Source organism: Streptomyces sp. NPDC060209 (assembly GCF_042728155.1).
Classification (GTDB): domain Bacteria; phylum Actinomycetota; class Actinomycetes; order Streptomycetales; family Streptomycetaceae; genus Streptomyces.
On the sequence record NZ_JBHWZS010000139.1, the window covers coordinates 1 to 15,062 of the forward strand.

General features: G+C 71.6%; 18 protein-coding genes. 6 read left to right on the forward strand and 12 right to left on the reverse strand.

Annotation, left to right across the window (positions count from 1 at the left end):
• Positions 1-134 precede the first annotated feature (134 nt).
• A complete protein-coding gene (locus ACFWFI_RS24440; RefSeq protein WP_387394000.1) occupies positions 135-707 on the forward strand; it encodes a hypothetical protein in 573 nt (190 codons plus the stop codon).
• 98 nt (positions 708-805) lie between these two features.
• On the opposite strand, the gene ACFWFI_RS24445 is transcribed toward ACFWFI_RS24440, so the two are convergent.
• On the reverse strand, positions 806-1,663 hold the full coding sequence (locus ACFWFI_RS24445; protein WP_387394001.1) for a hypothetical protein: 858 nt from the start codon (positions 1,661-1,663) through the stop codon (positions 806-808).
• A gap of 323 nt (positions 1,664-1,986) precedes the next feature.
• Here ACFWFI_RS24445 and ACFWFI_RS24450 point away from each other — a divergent pair, with 323 nt between their 5' ends.
• Positions 1,987-2,649 (forward strand): class F sortase, encoded by a 663-nt coding sequence (locus ACFWFI_RS24450; RefSeq protein ID WP_387394003.1) that lies wholly within the window; start codon positions 1,987-1,989, stop codon positions 2,647-2,649.
• Positions 2,650-2,673: 24 nt separating this feature from the next.
• Here the strand turns inward: ACFWFI_RS24450 and ACFWFI_RS24455 are convergent, their stop codons facing one another.
• Complete coding sequence (locus ACFWFI_RS24455) at positions 2,674-3,519, reverse strand: polysaccharide deacetylase family protein (protein ID WP_387394005.1); 846 nt, start codon at positions 3,517-3,519, stop codon at positions 2,674-2,676.
• 164 nt (positions 3,520-3,683) lie between these two features.
• Here ACFWFI_RS24455 and ACFWFI_RS24460 point away from each other — a divergent pair, with 164 nt between their 5' ends.
• On the forward strand, positions 3,684-4,145 hold the full coding sequence (locus ACFWFI_RS24460) for a universal stress protein (RefSeq protein ID WP_387394007.1): 462 nt from the start codon (positions 3,684-3,686) through the stop codon (positions 4,143-4,145).
• Positions 4,146-4,238: 93 nt separating this feature from the next.
• Here ACFWFI_RS24460 and ACFWFI_RS24465 read toward each other — a convergent pair whose 3' ends face one another.
• Positions 4,239-5,459 carry a CapA family protein gene (locus tag ACFWFI_RS24465; RefSeq protein WP_387394008.1) on the reverse strand — a complete coding sequence of 407 codons (1,221 nt, stop codon included), beginning with the start codon at positions 5,457-5,459 and terminating at the stop codon, positions 4,239-4,241.
• Positions 5,460-5,716: 257 nt separating this feature from the next.
• Here ACFWFI_RS24465 and ACFWFI_RS24470 point away from each other — a divergent pair, with 257 nt between their 5' ends.
• Positions 5,717-6,286 carry a sigma-70 family RNA polymerase sigma factor gene (locus tag ACFWFI_RS24470; RefSeq protein WP_387394010.1) on the forward strand — a complete coding sequence of 190 codons (570 nt, stop codon included), beginning with the start codon at positions 5,717-5,719 and terminating at the stop codon, positions 6,284-6,286.
• Here ACFWFI_RS24470 and ACFWFI_RS24475 read toward each other — a convergent pair.
• A complete protein-coding gene (locus ACFWFI_RS24475) occupies positions 6,220-6,417 on the reverse strand; it encodes a zf-HC2 domain-containing protein (RefSeq protein WP_387394012.1) in 198 nt (65 codons plus the stop codon). The genes ACFWFI_RS24470 and ACFWFI_RS24475 overlap by 67 nt on opposite strands.
• A gap of 111 nt (positions 6,418-6,528) precedes the next feature.
• Here ACFWFI_RS24475 and ACFWFI_RS24480 point away from each other — a divergent pair, with 111 nt between their 5' ends.
• Positions 6,529-7,041 (forward strand): hypothetical protein, encoded by a 513-nt coding sequence (locus ACFWFI_RS24480; RefSeq protein ID WP_387394014.1) that lies wholly within the window; start codon positions 6,529-6,531, stop codon positions 7,039-7,041.
• A gap of 19 nt (positions 7,042-7,060) precedes the next feature.
• Here the strand turns inward: ACFWFI_RS24480 and ACFWFI_RS24485 are convergent, their stop codons facing one another.
• From ACFWFI_RS24485 to ACFWFI_RS24500, 4 genes are all read right to left on the reverse strand, one after another.
• Positions 7,061-8,287 (reverse strand): sensor histidine kinase, encoded by a 1,227-nt coding sequence (locus ACFWFI_RS24485; protein WP_387394016.1) that lies wholly within the window; start codon positions 8,285-8,287, stop codon positions 7,061-7,063.
• Positions 8,284-9,774, reverse strand: a complete 1,491-nt coding sequence (locus ACFWFI_RS24490) for a sodium/solute symporter (protein WP_387394018.1) — start codon at positions 9,772-9,774, stop codon at positions 8,284-8,286. The genes ACFWFI_RS24485 and ACFWFI_RS24490 overlap by 4 nt, the downstream gene beginning before the upstream one ends.
• On the reverse strand, positions 9,771-10,133 hold the full coding sequence (locus tag ACFWFI_RS24495) for a hypothetical protein (RefSeq protein ID WP_387394020.1): 363 nt from the start codon (positions 10,131-10,133) through the stop codon (positions 9,771-9,773). Before ACFWFI_RS24495 ends, ACFWFI_RS24490 begins: the two co-directional genes overlap by 4 nt.
• A 62-nt stretch (positions 10,134-10,195) precedes the next feature.
• On the reverse strand, positions 10,196-10,948 hold the full coding sequence (locus ACFWFI_RS24500) for a LytR/AlgR family response regulator transcription factor (RefSeq protein WP_387394022.1): 753 nt from the start codon (positions 10,946-10,948) through the stop codon (positions 10,196-10,198).
• A 72-nt stretch (positions 10,949-11,020) separates the two neighbouring features.
• On the opposite strand from ACFWFI_RS24500, the gene ACFWFI_RS24505 reads away from it, so the two are divergent.
• On the forward strand, positions 11,021-11,233 hold the full coding sequence (locus ACFWFI_RS24505) for a zf-HC2 domain-containing protein (RefSeq protein ID WP_387394024.1): 213 nt from the start codon (positions 11,021-11,023) through the stop codon (positions 11,231-11,233).
• Positions 11,234-11,241: 8 nt separating this feature from the next.
• On the opposite strand, the gene ACFWFI_RS24510 is transcribed toward ACFWFI_RS24505, so the two are convergent.
• The 4 genes from ACFWFI_RS24510 to ACFWFI_RS24525 all read right to left on the reverse strand — a co-directional run.
• Positions 11,242-12,102 carry an Fpg/Nei family DNA glycosylase gene (locus tag ACFWFI_RS24510; RefSeq protein ID WP_387394026.1) on the reverse strand — a complete coding sequence of 287 codons (861 nt, stop codon included), beginning with the start codon at positions 12,100-12,102 and terminating at the stop codon, positions 11,242-11,244.
• 55 nt (positions 12,103-12,157) lie between these two features.
• Positions 12,158-13,024, reverse strand: a complete 867-nt coding sequence (locus ACFWFI_RS24515; protein WP_387394028.1) for an amidohydrolase family protein — start codon at positions 13,022-13,024, stop codon at positions 12,158-12,160.
• Position 13,025: 1 nt separating this feature from the next.
• A complete protein-coding gene (locus ACFWFI_RS24520) occupies positions 13,026-13,994 on the reverse strand; it encodes an aldo/keto reductase (RefSeq protein WP_387394030.1) in 969 nt (322 codons plus the stop codon).
• Positions 13,995-14,088: 94 nt separating this feature from the next.
• On the reverse strand, positions 14,089-15,062 hold a 974-nt coding region (locus tag ACFWFI_RS24525; RefSeq protein WP_387394032.1), incomplete at its 5' end, for a WS/DGAT domain-containing protein.

A 15,062-nucleotide genomic window follows, 5' to 3' on the forward strand; every position in this document is an offset into this window, starting at 1 on the left:
CATGCCTGCCCCATTCGCCTTACACCGATAGCGGGTGATATGAGGCGCTTCTACCGTTCGGTCATCGAGGTGCATCTCTCATGCCTCGCGGAAATCCGTTCCGCGGCTGCTCCTCGGGACCCGGAGGATTCACCATGCGCGCGATACGTGTCGCACCCGTCGCCCTGCTGGGCGCCGCCGCCTGCTTTCTGATGGCACCGGCCGCATCGGCCGCTGTGCTCAACGGCGGCACGTCCACCTCTTTCACGCCGACGATCACTCCGTCGACGGTCGCGCCGGGGGGCCAGGTCACTCTCGGCGCCATGGGGTGCACCACTGACGCGACCGCGTTCTCGGGCGTGTTCGACACGACCACCATCCCGAGCGGGAGGTCGGCCACGGCCACGGTCGACCGGGACGCCAGGCGGGGTGCGATCTATGAGGTGACCTTCCGCTGCGGCACCACCACGCGGTCGGCCGACCTGACCATCACGAGCGCCGCCACCAGCTCCCCCACGGCCACTCCCACCGTCGCCCCCACCACCAGCTCCACCGCCTCGCCCAGCACCTCTCCGAGCACCTCTCCCAGCGGCGTGCTCGGCGGCCTCGGCGGCAGCATCGACACGATGGACCCCGCCGAGATCGCGGCCGGTTCCGCACTGGTGGCGGTCGCTTCGGCAGGCACCATCTACGTCCTGCGCAAGCGCCGCGCCGGCCGCCAGCACTGACGGCTCGGCGCCGCATACAGGCACACGACAGTCGCCCCGGGTCCTGATCCAGGACTCGGGGCGACGGGCGTATCGGGCCGGGCGGGAGGTTCGACGCGTCAGATCGCCGCATTACTCATCCGGCGACGGACGAGGAAGACGGCACCGCCGACGGCTGCCGCCGCGACAAGACCGCCGCCGACCTGCATCTCGACGGAGCTGGGGCCCATCGAGCCGCCGAGGCCACCCTGTGCGCCCCGCGCGGGAAGCACGGTGAAGCGGGCGGTCGCGACCGGGTCGCCGTTGCCGCCATTGCCACCCTGGCCGCCGTTACCGCCCTGGCCACCATTGCCGCCCTGGCCACCGTTGCCGCCGCCCTGGCCACCGTTGCCGCCACCTTGGCCACCATTGCCGCCACCCTGGCCACCATTGCCGCCCTGGCCGCCATTGCCACCGCCCTGGCCGCCATTGCCACCGCCCTGGCCGCCATTGCCACCGCCCTGGCCGCCGTTGCCGCCGCCATTGCCGCCCTGGCCACCGCCCTGGCCGCCCTGGCCACCGCCCTGGCCACCGTTGCCACCGCCATTGCCGCCCTGGCCGCCGTTGCCACCCTGGCCGCCGTCACCTCCGTTGCCGCCGCCGAAGTTGTTGTCGCTGTCGTTGCACCTCACGGACAGGCTGTACTGACCGGGGGTCGCGTTGTCCCGGATACGCGCAGTGGCGTAGCCGACCCTGCCCGGCGAGAGGTTCACCGTCGGGAACGCGTTCGACCACACCCTGCCGCCGGAACGCCCGCAGCCCTCTGCGCTGACCTGCATCGTGGCGCCCTGGAAGACCGAGGACGGGTTGACGGTGACATTGGTCGGGAAATTGCTCGGGTTGCTGCCCGGGCCACCACCGGCGGCGGCCAGCGGGGCAGCGAGCCCGACCGCCGCGAATGCGGTCGCGGTCACCGCGAGAGCGCGTGAAGCACGCATCTTTGAACCTCCAGCGGGAAGCGCCCCGGAGTCTTGTCCTCCGGGATCAATCGACGAGAACGCGTCCCATGACGAACCCTCACCAGATACCGCAGATGTCGCACTTCGGTACTGCTCCACCCTGGTGATCCGACACGCCGTTGCCCGAGACCGAAATCTGACGGAGCCGCAGGTCACGGACCGTCAGAACTTTTATCCGCTCATTACTCCGAAGAGAAGACGCCGCCACCGAGGCCCGATCGGCCGCCACCCGTTCGCCCTTCCCTGATCGCCGCCGCACGGACCCCCGCCTAGCGTGGCGGTGTCGCGACGAAGGGAGAACCATGGGCCGGGACCAGTGGGGCGCCGAGCGGAGCAGACGCACACCGTGGGGCGCGATCGCCCTGGTGATGCTCACCGGACTCGCTCTCATGCGCAACGGCGTGGAGACGTCCCCCGGGCCGCCGCAGCCGGCCGCCGCAGCGTCGGTGGCAGGCCCCCGGGACACCACGGTGTCCGCCCCGGTCGAAGGCGAGCCCGTCCAGCCGCTCGCGTACGCCCCCGCCGCGCGCATCCAGATTCCGTCGATCGAGGTCGACGCACCGGTCGTCGATGTGAATCTGGACCCGGCCGGCTGGATCGAGGCGCCGCCCGCCCAGGACCCGAACCTCGCCGGCTGGTACCAGAACGGCATCGCACCGGGTCAGCGCGGAACCTCCGTGATGGTCGGTCACGTCGACAACCTGGCCGGCCCGGCGGTCTTCTACGGACTGGGCTCCCTCAGCAAGGGCCAGCAGATCGAGGTGCTCCGCTACGACAACCGGACCGCGGTGTTCGAGATCTACGGCATCGAGGTGTTCGCCAAGAACGACTTCCCCGGAGCCCGGGTCTACGGCGACACCGGGTACGCCGAACTCCGGGTCATCACCTGCGGCGGTGGTTACACGAAGGCCGCCGGCTACGACGGGAACGTGGTGGTCTTCGCCCGGCTGGTCGAGACGCGATAGCCGGGCGGACACCTGGCGCCGCCGTCAGACGCGGCGCGGGACGGTCGGACGATAGCCCTTCTCGATGAGCGCGGGCAGATACCGGCGCAGGGCGGCCACGCTCTGGGACCGGTTTCCGCCCGCGTCGTGCGACAGCACCACGACGCCGGGCGCCGCGCCCTTCTTGACCCGCCGGACGATGGTGTCGGTGCCCGGCGTGGTCCAGTCCAGCGTGTCGACGGTCCAGGCCATCGGTTCCATGCCCAACGCGGCACCGATCTCGAAGGAACTGCGGTTCCAGGCGCCGTACGGGGCCCGGTACCAGAGCGGCGGTGTGCCCAGCGCCTTCTCGATCACCTCGCTGGTGCTGCCGAGTTCGTCACGGATCGCACTTCGGGAGAGCTTCGGGATCAGCGGGTGCGACCAGGTGTGGTTGCCGACCACATGTCCGTCGTCGGCCATCTCGCGCAAGAGGTCACGGTTGTCGGCCGCCATCTCGCCGCAGACGAAGAACATCGCGCGGACGTCGTATCTGCGGAGCGTGGCCAGGATGTCCGGGGTGTAGCGCGGGTCGGGGCCGTCGTCGAAGCTGAGCACCATGGCGTCGCTCCCCAGCTCGGGCAGCTCCTCGAACGGACGGGTACGGACGGGCGGCGGGGCGGGCCGGAAGCGGGGCGGTGTGGTCGAGGTCATGGGCCGCAGCCGGTAGCTGCCGGGGCCGGCCTGCGCCCCCGCCGGAGGTCCGGCTGCCGGAGCCGGCGGCTCACCGCCGGGGCGTGCGGGCGTCCCGGCCGGATCCGCCGCGATCATGTGCACCGCGGTGGCGGCCCCCAGCGCGAGGGCGAGGCGCAGCAGGGTGCGTCTTTCCGCTGGAATCTGATCATGCTTCATGACCAACTGCTCGCACGGAGTTGCGCCCGCCCTTGTCGTCGACACCGGATATCAGATGATTTACACCCGATGGATGGAGCGCCTCGGCGATATCCGGCGGGGAGGTCCCGGGCCCTGCGGAGGCGCCCGGAGCGCGGGCGGTGGGAGCGGCTAACCTCGGGGCCGTGACAGACCAGCAACAACACCGGTTCGAGCGCGGCACGGACGGCCCCAAGGTGATCGTCGCGGGCATCGACGGATCCGAGTCCTCGATGCGGGCCGCGGCGTACGCGGCGGGCCTCGCCCGTCGGCAGAACGCGATGCTCGCCCTCGTCTACGTCCAGCCGGTGATGTCGGCCGGCGCCGCCCTGGGAGCCCCGGTCGCCGACGCCACCGGAGAGGTCGCCGAGGGGCTGGTGAACGAGATCAGGGCCGCGACCGAGCGTCTCAAGGACATATGGAACGTCCGCTGGGAGTTCCATACGTTCCGCGGTGATCCGTACAACGGGCTCGTGACGGCGGCCGACGAGCTGAAGGCGGACGCCGTGATCGTGGGCGCGTCGGAGTCCGCCGGGCACCGCTTCATCGGCTCGGTGGCGGTCCGGCTCGTGAAGGCCGGTCGCTGGCCGGTCACCGTCGTGCCGTGACCCCCGGTGGGCGTGCCGGCCACCGGGGATGCCGTGACACAAGGCGGGTGCACCGGCCACCGCCGCGCCTGGCACCCGGCCGGGTGCCGCGCGTCACTTCCCGGCGACGAGGCCGTCCTGGGCCGCACCACGGCTGAGGACCATGCCCTGGATCCGGTCGCGGATCTCGCGCAGACGGCCGGCCTCCCCTGCCGGGACGGAGGCCTTGGGGTCCAGGCCGACGACACGCGCCGCCTCGGGGTCGAACCACTGCGGCAGGAATTCGGCCTTCTTGACGGCCCATCGCTGCCCGGGTTTCGCGGGCGGCTCGAAGGTGAATCGGCCCATCGAGCTCTCGTTGGCGCGCGGGTCCTGCACTCCCTCGTGGTTGACCATGGCGCCGGCCACCTGGTCGCCCATGCCGTAGACGATCCAGGTTCCGTTGACCTTCTCGTAGGCCTGCGGGACATGGGCGTGGGTGCCGAGGATCAGGTCGACGTCGGGGCGTTCGCCGGTGCCGGAGGCCGTGAGTTCGCGACCGAGTCCGAGCTGGACGTCGTCGGGGGCGTCCTGCCATTCGGTGCCCCAGTGCAGGGAGACGACGACCACGTCGGCGCCCGCCTCGCGGGCCGCTCTGGCGTCCGCCACGATCCGGTCCTTGTCGATCAGGTTGACCGCCCAGGGCTGTCCGTCGGGCAGCGGGATGTCGTTGGTGCCATAGGTGTACGCGAGGTGGGCGATCTTCGCCGCGTCCTTGCCCTTGCCCGCCCTGAGCAGAGTCGGACGGGACGACTCCTCGGCCGAGCGTGCGGATCCAGCGTGGGCGATGCCCGCACGGTCCAGCGCGTCGAGTGTGCGTCCGATTCCCTGGGTGCCGTCGTCCAGCGTGTGGTTGGAGGCGGTCGAGCAGGAGTCGAAGCCGGTCGCGCGCAGCGCGGTCGCCACCTCGGGCGGCGATTTGAAGGAGGGATAGCCCGTGTAGGGACCGCCCTTCTGCCCGTACACCGTCTCCATGTGACAGATGGCCAGATCCGCTCCCGAGACCGCGGGAGCGGCGCCCTTGAGCATCGGGCGGAAGTCGTAGCCCCTGCCACCCGCGTCGGCCGCGGCCCGGTCGATGATCGAGGAGTGGGGCAGGATGTCGCCCGAGGCCAGCAGCGTGAAGGTGCGGGCACCCTCCGCTCCCCCGGCGCCCGCCCCGTTCCCACCCTGCTCGGCTGAGAGGTGCCGCCCGGCGAACCCGGGGGGTGACGACGGCTGGCCGGTACAGGCTGTTGCGGTGGCGAGCAGACCGGCGACGGCGATCGCCGCGCCCTGTCGGATGCGCTTCGTCATCTGCACGACTCCCAGTTCGTATGATTTCGGCCATCCGAATACACATATATTCATACTGGCGAGTCAAGGGCAAAGGCGTCGAAATACCTGAATCGGCCGTATCGCCGCCCGCCGACCGTTCACCGCACCACTCGCCGCTCCGTGCGACCGCTCGGCGCACACCTCGGTGCACCGCCTGTTCCCCCGCGCCCTGATGCGTTCGTATTCGCCAGGCGGGAGCGAGGCGTCAGAGGCCTCTTCGGGAAAGGACGTTCACGATGACCACTGCGACAACCGATGAGCGGGCCCTCGCGGAGCTGCAGCGGGAACACGGGCCCGCACTGTTCCACTTCCTGCTGGGACTGACGTTCGGCGACCGGCAGCGGGCGGAGGACCTGCTGCAGGAGACTCTGGTTCGCGCCTGGCAGCACCCGGAGGCGTTCGACGCCCCCTACGACTCGATGCGCCCGTGGCTCTTCACCGTCGCCCGGCGGCTGGCCATAGACGCCCGCAGGTCCCGCCAGGCCAGGCCGACGGAGGTCAGCGACGCGGTTCTGGAGAGCGCCCCCGCCCAGGACGACACCGCGGACTCGGCGGTCCACGCCCTCGATGTGCGCGAGGCCGTGAGGACGCTCAGCCCCGAGCACCGCGCGGTGCTCGTGCAGATCTATTTCCGTGGGCTCAGCGTGGGCGAGACCGCGCAGGCCCTCGGCATACCCTCGGGCACCGTCAAGTCTCGTTCGTACTACGCGCTGCGGCTGCTGAGCCGCAATCTGCCCGGCTATTCCAGCAGGTCGTCCACGCTGAGCAGCGCGAGCAGGGATACCGTGTCCGCGACCTCGACATAGGCCGCGGCACATGTCTGGCACCGCTGGAGATGCCGGGCGACCCGACCGCTCTCGTCTGCTTCCAGGGCGTCGAGCACATAGGCGCCCAGCAGCTGCCGTACATGCGGGTCGTCGCCGCGGTCGGCGGTCATCGCACCTCGAATCTCCAGACGGATCCTGCCCTTCTGCCCACGCGGGGCGCGTGCCCCCGGTTCAATGCTGCGTGTAGCCCGGTGCCGAGTCGACGAAAGAGGCGAGACGGGATGCGTCCCGAACATCACGAGGGAACCGGCGGGGGCGGGCTGCTGGTCCCGATGGCCTGGATGTACTCCGAGTACATCGCCGACGAAGTACTGGAGACCGGCGACCTGATGGAGCCGGCGACCCTGGAGTACCGGGCGGGACGCGACGCGCTCGCCCTGACGATCTTCCTCTCGGACGGTGCGGTCGCCGACGAGCTCCCCGTCGCGCGGGTGGACGAGCTGCGGCTGCTCACGGCGTACGGCGCCGCCTGGAGACGCTGGGTCTGTGCGCGTCTCGATGCGCTGGAGCGGCCGACCCCTCCGGCCGGGCTCCGGGACCCCGACATCGCGCTTGCGCGGGCCGCCTGGCGGTGGCTGGAGGAGACCGAACTGCTGGCCGCGGACCTCGACGCGATCGGCCCGCCGCCCTGGGATCCGTCGGGTGCCGACGACGAGGAGGGCGAGGCCCAGGTGTGGACCCCGGCCTGGCAGCTGGGACTGCCGCTGGGGCATCTGGCCGTCCATCTGTACTGAGCGGCGGGCGGTCAGCGAGTCATGAACCGTGTACGCCCGCACGGTATTTGGGCAGCCGCAGGGTGATCTTCATGCCCGCTCCGACTCCCGTCTCGATGACGAGTCCGTAGTCGTCCCCGTACACCTGGCGGAGTCGTTCGTCGACGTTGAGCAGGCCGATGCCGGTGGAGGTGCCGCCCTCGCCGCGCAGGATCTGCCGGAGACGCTCCGGCTCCATCCCGGCGCCGTCGTCCTCGATGACGACCTCGGCCTCGGCACCCGCGTCCAGTGCGCTGATCGTGACACGGATCGGGGCGTCGCCCGCCCGGACGGTGTCGAGAGGCCGGGGATGGATGACGGCACCCTCCAGGCCGTGCTTGACGGCGTTCTCGACCAGGGGCTGGAGACAGAGGAACGGGAGCGAGACGGGAAGCACCTCGGGGGCGACCTGGAGGGTCACGGACAGCCGTTCGCCGAAGCGGGCCCGTACCAGCGCCAGATACTGGTCGATGGAGTGGAGCTCGTCGGCGAGGGTGGTGAACTCCCCGTGCCGACGGAACGAGTAACGGGTGAAGTCGGCGAACTCCAGCAGCAGTTCACGCGCCCGCTCCGGGTCGGTCCTGACGAACGAGGCGATGGCGGCGAGTGAGTTGAAGATGAAATGCGGGGAGATCTGTGCCCGCAGCGCCTTGATCTCGGCTTCGATGAGCTGTGTGCGGGAGCGGTCGAGTTCGGCCAGTTCCAGCTGTACGCAGACCCAGCGGGCCACCTCCCCCGCCGCCCTGGCCAGCACCGCCGATTCCCGGGGTGCGTAGGCGACGAGCGTGCCGAGCACCCGGTGGTCGACGGTCAGCGGGACGGCGACGGCCCAGCGCAACGGGCAGTCGAGGTCGCCGCAGTCGCTGTGGAAGGCGGTGTCCCTGCCGCTGGCGAGCAGCCCCTCGACATGGTGCATCACGTCCTTGCCGTGGTGGTCCCCTTCGCCGTCCCACACCAGCACCCGGTCGCGGTCGGTGAGGCACAGGGCGTCGGTGCCCAGCAGCGAGCGCAGCCCGCGAGCCGACCTGCGCGCGCTCTCCTCGGTGAGTCCTGCGCGCAGCGGGGGTGCGGCCAGGGAGGCCGTGTGCAGGGTCTCGAAGGTGGCGTGCTCGACGGGCGTGCCCACGTCGCTGATGCGTACGGGGCGGGCGGTGCGGCCCAGCAGGAAGCCCGTGCCGAACAGCAGCAGGACGAGCACGGCGATGACGGCGATCCCGGCCCCGGTCACCGCACGCGCCCCGAGGTCAGCGCTTCCGGCAGATGGAAGCGGGTCATGGCCGCGTTGGTGCCGGGCGGTATCCGTCCCGGAGTGGCCAGGGAGACCAGGATCATCGCGAGGAAGCCGACCGGTACGGACCAGACGGCGGGCCAGGCAAGCAGGGCGTGCGGCCAGCCCGGCGGACGCACCGCGCCGCTGACGGTTATGGCGACCGACAGCAGCGCGGAGCCGCCACCGAGCAGCAGCCCGGCTATCGCGCCCGGCGGGGTGAGCCGCCGCCACCAGATGCCGAGCACCAGCAGCGGGCAGAAGGACGACGCGGAGACCGCGAAGGCCATCCCGACGGCGTCGGCCACCGGCACCCGGCTGACCACCAGCGAACCGGCCAGCGGCACGGCGATGGCCAGGACGGTGGCCAGCCGGAACTGCCGTACGCCCCGCGAGGGGAGGACGTCCTGGGTGATCACCCCTGCGACGGCCATGGTGAGCCCGGACGCCGTGGACAGGAACGCGGCGAACGCGCCGCCCGCGAGGAGCGCGCCGAGCAGATCACCACCGAGTCCGCCGATCACCCGGGCGGGCAGCAGCAGTACGGCGGCGTCGGCGTCACCACCGTGCATGAGTTCGGGTGCGTAGAGGCGGCCCAGCGCCCCGTACACCGGGGGCAGCAGATAGAACAGTCCGACCAGGGCGAGGACGGCGACCGTGGTGCGGCGGGCGTCGCGGCCGTTGGGGCTGGTGTAGAAGCGGACCACCACATGGGGCAGGCCCATGGTCCCGAGGAAGGTCGCGACGATGAGTCCGTACGTCGCGTAGAGCGGATGGTCTGCCCGGAAGACGGAGATCTGCTCGTCGAAGCTGACCCGGGGGCGCCCGTCGCCCTGCCAGGCAAGCACCAGGAAGACAGCGGGCACCAGCAGCGCCGTGAGCTTCAGCCAGTACTGGAACACCTGCACGAAGGTGATCGAGCGCATGCCGCCCGCGGCGACGGCCACCACCACGACGGAGGCGACGAGTACGTCGCCGAGCCAGCCGGGCGCACCGGTGAGGATCTTCAGGGTGAGGCCCGCGCCCTGGAGCTGCGGCACGAGATAGACCCAGCCGGCGCCGACGACGAACACGCTGACCAGCCGGCGCACCTGCCGTGATTCGAGCCGTCCCTCGGCGAAGTCGGGAAGCGTGTACGCCCCCGAGCGGCGCAGCGGAGCGGCGACGAACACCAGCAGCACGAGATATCCGGCGGTGTAGCCGACCGGATACCAGAGCATGTCGGGGCCGTGCACCAGCACCAGGCCCGCGATGCCGAGGAAGGACGCGGCGGACAGGTACTCGCCGCTGATCGCCGCGGCGTTGAGCCTCGGCCGTACGGTGCGCGACGCGACGTAGAAGTCGGAGGTCGTACGGGAGATCCGCAGCCCGAATCCGCCGACGAGGACGGTGGCCAGGACGACGAGGGCGACCGCCACCACCGCTGCCGGATGACCGGGTGCGCTCACGGTGCGGGGAGGCCTTCCACGAGTCTGGCGAAGTCGCGCTCGTTGCGCTCGGCCCTGCGCACGTACCACCAGGCGGCGAGGGTGAGCGGCGGATAGGTGGCGAAGCCGAGCACCGCCCAGACGAGGGCGTTGCTGTGCAGCGCCTCGAAGACCAGGGGCAGGGTTCCGGCGACGAGGGCGAGCACGGCGAAGACGGTGAGTCCGGCACGGAGCTGGCTGCGCATCAGTGAACGGACGTAGGCGCCGCCGAGGGCGGTCTGCTCGTCGATCTCCGACTGGGCGCGGTAGCGGGGCAGCGGACGCACCCGCCGGGGCTCGCCCATGACCACCTCGCGCCGGGGCGTACTCTCTGCGGACATGGGCCCGGAGTGTAGGCGGCACAGGGCCCGGCTGGGAAGGGCCGCCGTCCGGTACAGCCAGGTCAGCGGCCGGTCTGCCGCATCAGGAGATCGCGTAGGGCGCGGGTGTGGCGACGGCTGACCGCGAGCTCCGCGTCCCCGATGCGGACGCTCATGCTGCCGGCGTCGAGCCGGAGTTCGTCGATCCGGTTCAGTGCCACGAGATGGCGGCGGTGGATGCGTACGAATCCCCGGGAGCGCCAGCGCTCCTCCAGGGTGGTGAGCGGTATCCGGACGAGATGGCTGCCGGTCGCGGTGTGCAGCCGGGCGTAGTCGCCCTGCGCCTCGGCGTACGCGATGTCGTCGACGGGCACGAATCGGATGACCCCGCCCAGTTCGACCGCGACCTGGTCGGCGGCCGCGTCGTGGACTGACGCTGAGCGCTCACCGACCTGCTCGGCGACACGGCGGACGGCTTCGGCCAGACGCTCGCGGCGGACGGGCTTGAGTACGTAGTCGACGGCCTTGAGGTCGAAGGCGTGTACGGCGAATCCTTCGTGGGCGGTGACGAAGACGATGAGCGGCGGTGCGGCGAAACCGGCCAGGAGCTGGGCGACGTCGAGTCCGGTCAGCCCGGCCATGTGGATGTCCAGGAACACGACGTCGATCGCCGAGGGGTCATCGGGCCCGGCGTCGACGGCCCCCCCGATGCGGCGCAGCGCCTCGGTGGCACCCGTGGCACCCTCGGCGCTCCGGATACGGGGATCGGCGCGCAGGAGGTAGAGGAGTTCCTCCAGGGCGGGTTGTTCGTCGTCGACGGCGAGTACGCGCAGCATGAGGCCGGAGTTTAGGTGCTTCGGCGGGGTTACGACATGAGTGATTCACGGGTTCGTCACGTACCTGAGAACATGCGCGCCATCGAACTTCACCGCGACGCCGGAGCCTACGCGCTCGGGGTGCTGGAGGCTGCCGACGCCTGTCGTTTCGAGGAGCATCTGACGGAGTGTTCCGCGTGCGTGGTCCAGGTGCGCGAGCTCGGCGCCGTGGTGGCCCACCTGGTGGCATACGCGCACCGCCTGCCACCCGGGGCCGTTCCTCGGCAGGGCCGCCGGCGACGGTGAACGGGCCGCTACCTGAGCAGGCGGGACAGCCGGCGGTCGGCGAGGGGCTTGCCACCGGTCTGGCAGGTGGGGCAGTACTGCAGCGACGAGTCGCTGAACGACACCTCCAGCACGGTGTCGCCGCAGACGGGGCAGGGCTGCCCGGTGCGGCCGTGGACGCGCATGCTGCTCTTCTTCTCGGCCTTGAGCCGGCCCGCCGCGACGCCACGGGAGCGTTCGACCGCTTCCTTGAGCGTGGTGCGCATCGCGTCGTACAGATGCGTGATGTCGTCGTCGCCGAGGCCGGTGGTGAGCTTGAAGGGTGACATCTTCGCGACGTGCAGGATCTCGTCGCTGTAGGCGTTGCCGATGCCCGCGATCAGCGACTGGTCGCGCAGGGCTCCCTTGACCTGCCGACGGGCCCCCGCGAGCACCGTCGCGAACGCGTCCCGGTCGAAGGAGTCCGCGAGCGGATCGGGCCCGAGACGTGCCACCCCGGGCACGTCCGCCGGATCGTGCACCAGGTGGACGGCGAGGCGCTTGGTGGTGCCCATCTCGGTCAGGTCGAAGCCGTCACCGCCGGCGAGGACCGTCCGCAGGGCGAGCGGTCCCTTGCCCGGCCGCGGCGGGGTCGTGGGAAAGCTGTCCTTCCACTGCAGCCAGCCGGCCCGTGCGAGGTGGATGAGCAGATGGAGCTGCCCGGCCGTGATGTCGAGGAATTTCCCGTGCCGGGCCACGGAGGTCACTGTCGCGCCCTCCAGGTCCGTGGGCGGCGGGTCGTACGTCTTCAGGACGCTGATCGCGAGCGGGAGGACGCGGGCGATCTCCTTGCCGACCAGATGGTCGTCGAGGAAGTCCCGCAGGGCTTCGACTTCCGGCAGTTCAGGCATGACTCCAGCCTGCCGCAACGGCCCCGGGCATGCCTGCCGGATGCACGGCGCGTGTTCAGACGGCAGGGCCCTCCAGCCGGTAGACCCGCTGCGCGGTGCCCGCGAGGACGGACCGCTGTTCGTCCACCCCGAGACCACCGGTCAGCTCGCGTGCCGTGTCCAGGACGTCGGCGTACCCGGCGGCGAGCCGGCACACCGGCCAGTCGGAGCCGAACATCAGCCGACCGGGTCCGAAGGCCTCGATGACGGTGTCCGCGTAGGGGCGCAGATCCTCGACGGTCCAGGACCGCGGGTCCGCCTCGGTGACCAGGCCGGAGAGTTTGCAGACGGTGTTGGGCAGCGCGGCGAGCGCCCGCAGGCCGTCGGCCCAGGGGTGCGTCGTGCGCCGCGCCACCGGTGGCTTGCCGGCGTGGTCGAGTACGAAGGTGAGTTCCGGCAGCAGGGCGGCGGCACGGACCGCGGCGGGCAGCTGGTGGGGTCGGACGATCAGGTCGTAGGCGAGTCCGGCGGTGGCTACGGCCCGCAGTCCGCGCAGGACGTCGGGGCGCAGCAGCCACTCCGGGTCGGGTTCGCCCTGGACCTGGTGGCGGATTCCGACGAGCCGGCCGCCGCCGGGCAGGGCGCGGAGCGCGGCGAGGGTGTCGGCGATGTCCGGCGCGGTGAGATCGGTCCAGCCGACGACACCCGCGACGAGCGTGCTCCCGTCGGCGAGTGCGAGGAATTCGGGGGTCTCCTCGGCGACGGTGACCGTCTGGACGAGGACGGTGGCGGCCACCCCGGCGGCACGTGCCTCGGGCTCCAGGTCGGCGAGGGTGAAGGTGCGGCGGATGGGGTCGAGTTCCTCGCCGGTGATCCAGCCCTGGTCGCGCACCGCGAGGTCCCACACATGGTGGTGGGCGTCGATGACCGGCAAGGGCGTCATGTCAGAGCAGCCCTTCCGCGCGCAGGTCGTCCCAGAGCGCGTCCGGGACCGGTATGCGGAGCTGGGCTGCGGCGTCCCGTACCTCTTCCGGTGAGCGGGTGCCGACGAGGACCCCGGCGACGGCCGGGTGGCCCAGCGGATAGTGCAGGGCGGCGGCACGCAGCGGGACACCGTGTCCTTCGGCGACGGCCCGGATGCGCAGAGCCCTGTCCAGGAGGGGCGCCGGGGCCGCCGCGTAGTCGTACGTGGCGCCGGGGCGCGGGTCCGCGAGCAGCCCGGAGTTGAAGACACCTCCGACGACGACCCCGCGGCCCCGGGCGGCGGCCTCCGGCAGGAGCTCGTCCAGGGCGCTGTGATCGAGGAGGGTGAAGCGGCCGGCACAGAGGACGACGTCGACGTCGGTCTCGCGCAGGAAGCGGGTGAGCATCGCGGTCTGGTTCATGCCGACGCCGATGGCTCCCACCATGCCTTCCGCGCGCAGCTTCTCCAGCGCCGGGTAACCCTCGCGGAAGGCCGCTTCCCCGTGGTCGTCGGGGTCGTGCAGATAGACGATGTCGACCCGGTCGAGGCCGAGGCGTCCGAGGCTGTCCTCGATGCTGCGGCGGACGCCGTCGGCGCTGAAGTCCCAGCGCCGGCGGTGGGTGTGCGGTACGGCGAATCCGTCGGACAGTCCGTCGTGGGCCTCCGCCTCGGCGGGCGGGAGAGGTTCGAGCAGGCGGCCTGCCTTGGTGGACACCGCGTACGCGTCGCGGGGCCGGTCACGCAGAGCGTCGCCGAGGCGGCGTTCGGACAGCCCGAGGCCGTAGTGCGGCGCGGTGTCGAAGTAGCGGACACCTTCGTCCCACGCCGCGTCGACGGCGGCGGCGGCCTGCCCCGGGTCGACCGCCGTGAAGAGATTGCCGATGGCCGCTGCCCCGAAGGAGAGTTCGGTGATCTCGACCGCGCTGCTTCCGAGCCTGATGCGCCGCATGCCCCTGCCGCCCCCGCCGGTGATCCTCGATGGTCCGTAGAGGACTATTCATCGGATCAATCGGCCGCGTCAACAGGATCCGGCGGATCGGCCCTCACGCCGGCGCGGGCACCGTGGGCACGAGTGTGTGCAGGTCGTGCAGCTCTTCGTGGACCGCGGAGGCCAGCCGGTCGAGATCCGGCAGCGCCTTCCCGTCGGCGACCAGTCCGACCTGCACCCGTCCGCCGTACGTGGACAGGGCGACGGCAAGCGACTGTCCGCGGGCCAGTGGCGCCATGGGGTAGACGGCGCGCAGCGGGCAGCCGCCGAGCGAGAGTGCCGAGCGGGGCAGGGGCACGCTGGTGACCAGGATGTCGAAGAGCATCCGGGCCGCGTTCCCCGCCAGTGGTGCTCCGAACCGGTGGGCCAGCGCGGGCAGCTGGTCGGCGAGTACGGCGACGGCACCCGCGCCGCGCAGCGGCCCGGCCGCCTTGTTGCGGACCATGCCCGTCCGCACGAGACGCAGCCGCTCACGGGCGTCGGGCTCGCCGACGGGCAGACCGAGGAGGTAGGCGGAGAGCTTGTTGCCCGTGGCCGCCCCGCCGGGCCGGCGCCGGGAGACGGGGACCAGGGCGCGCGGGTCGGCGCCGGGGAGCGACTCGCCGCGTGCGAGCATCCAGCGGCGCAGCGCACCGGCGACCACGGCGAGCAGCACGTCGTTGGCCGTGCCGCCCTCGGTGCGCCGGATGCGCTGGACCGCTTCGGCGTCGAGCTCTGCGGTGGCGAGCCGGCGCGTGCCGCTGGAGCGCGCGGTCAGGGCCGTGGTGGCGCGCAGATCGAGGCGGCTGGCGCGTACGACGGAGGCGCCGACCCCCAGCGCCCGGCCGACTTCCCCGAGCCGGTCCATCGCCATGCCCGCCACCTCGTACGGGCCGGGCAGCCAGGAGCGGGGCGGCACAGGTGTCCGGCGGCGGACGGCGCCGCGGCCGGCACCGGCGGAGGCGATCTGGTCGAAGATGCCGGCGCCGATGGCGACGGCCCGCATCCCGTCGGCGAGTGCGTGGTGCAGTTTCACGAGTACGGCGAACG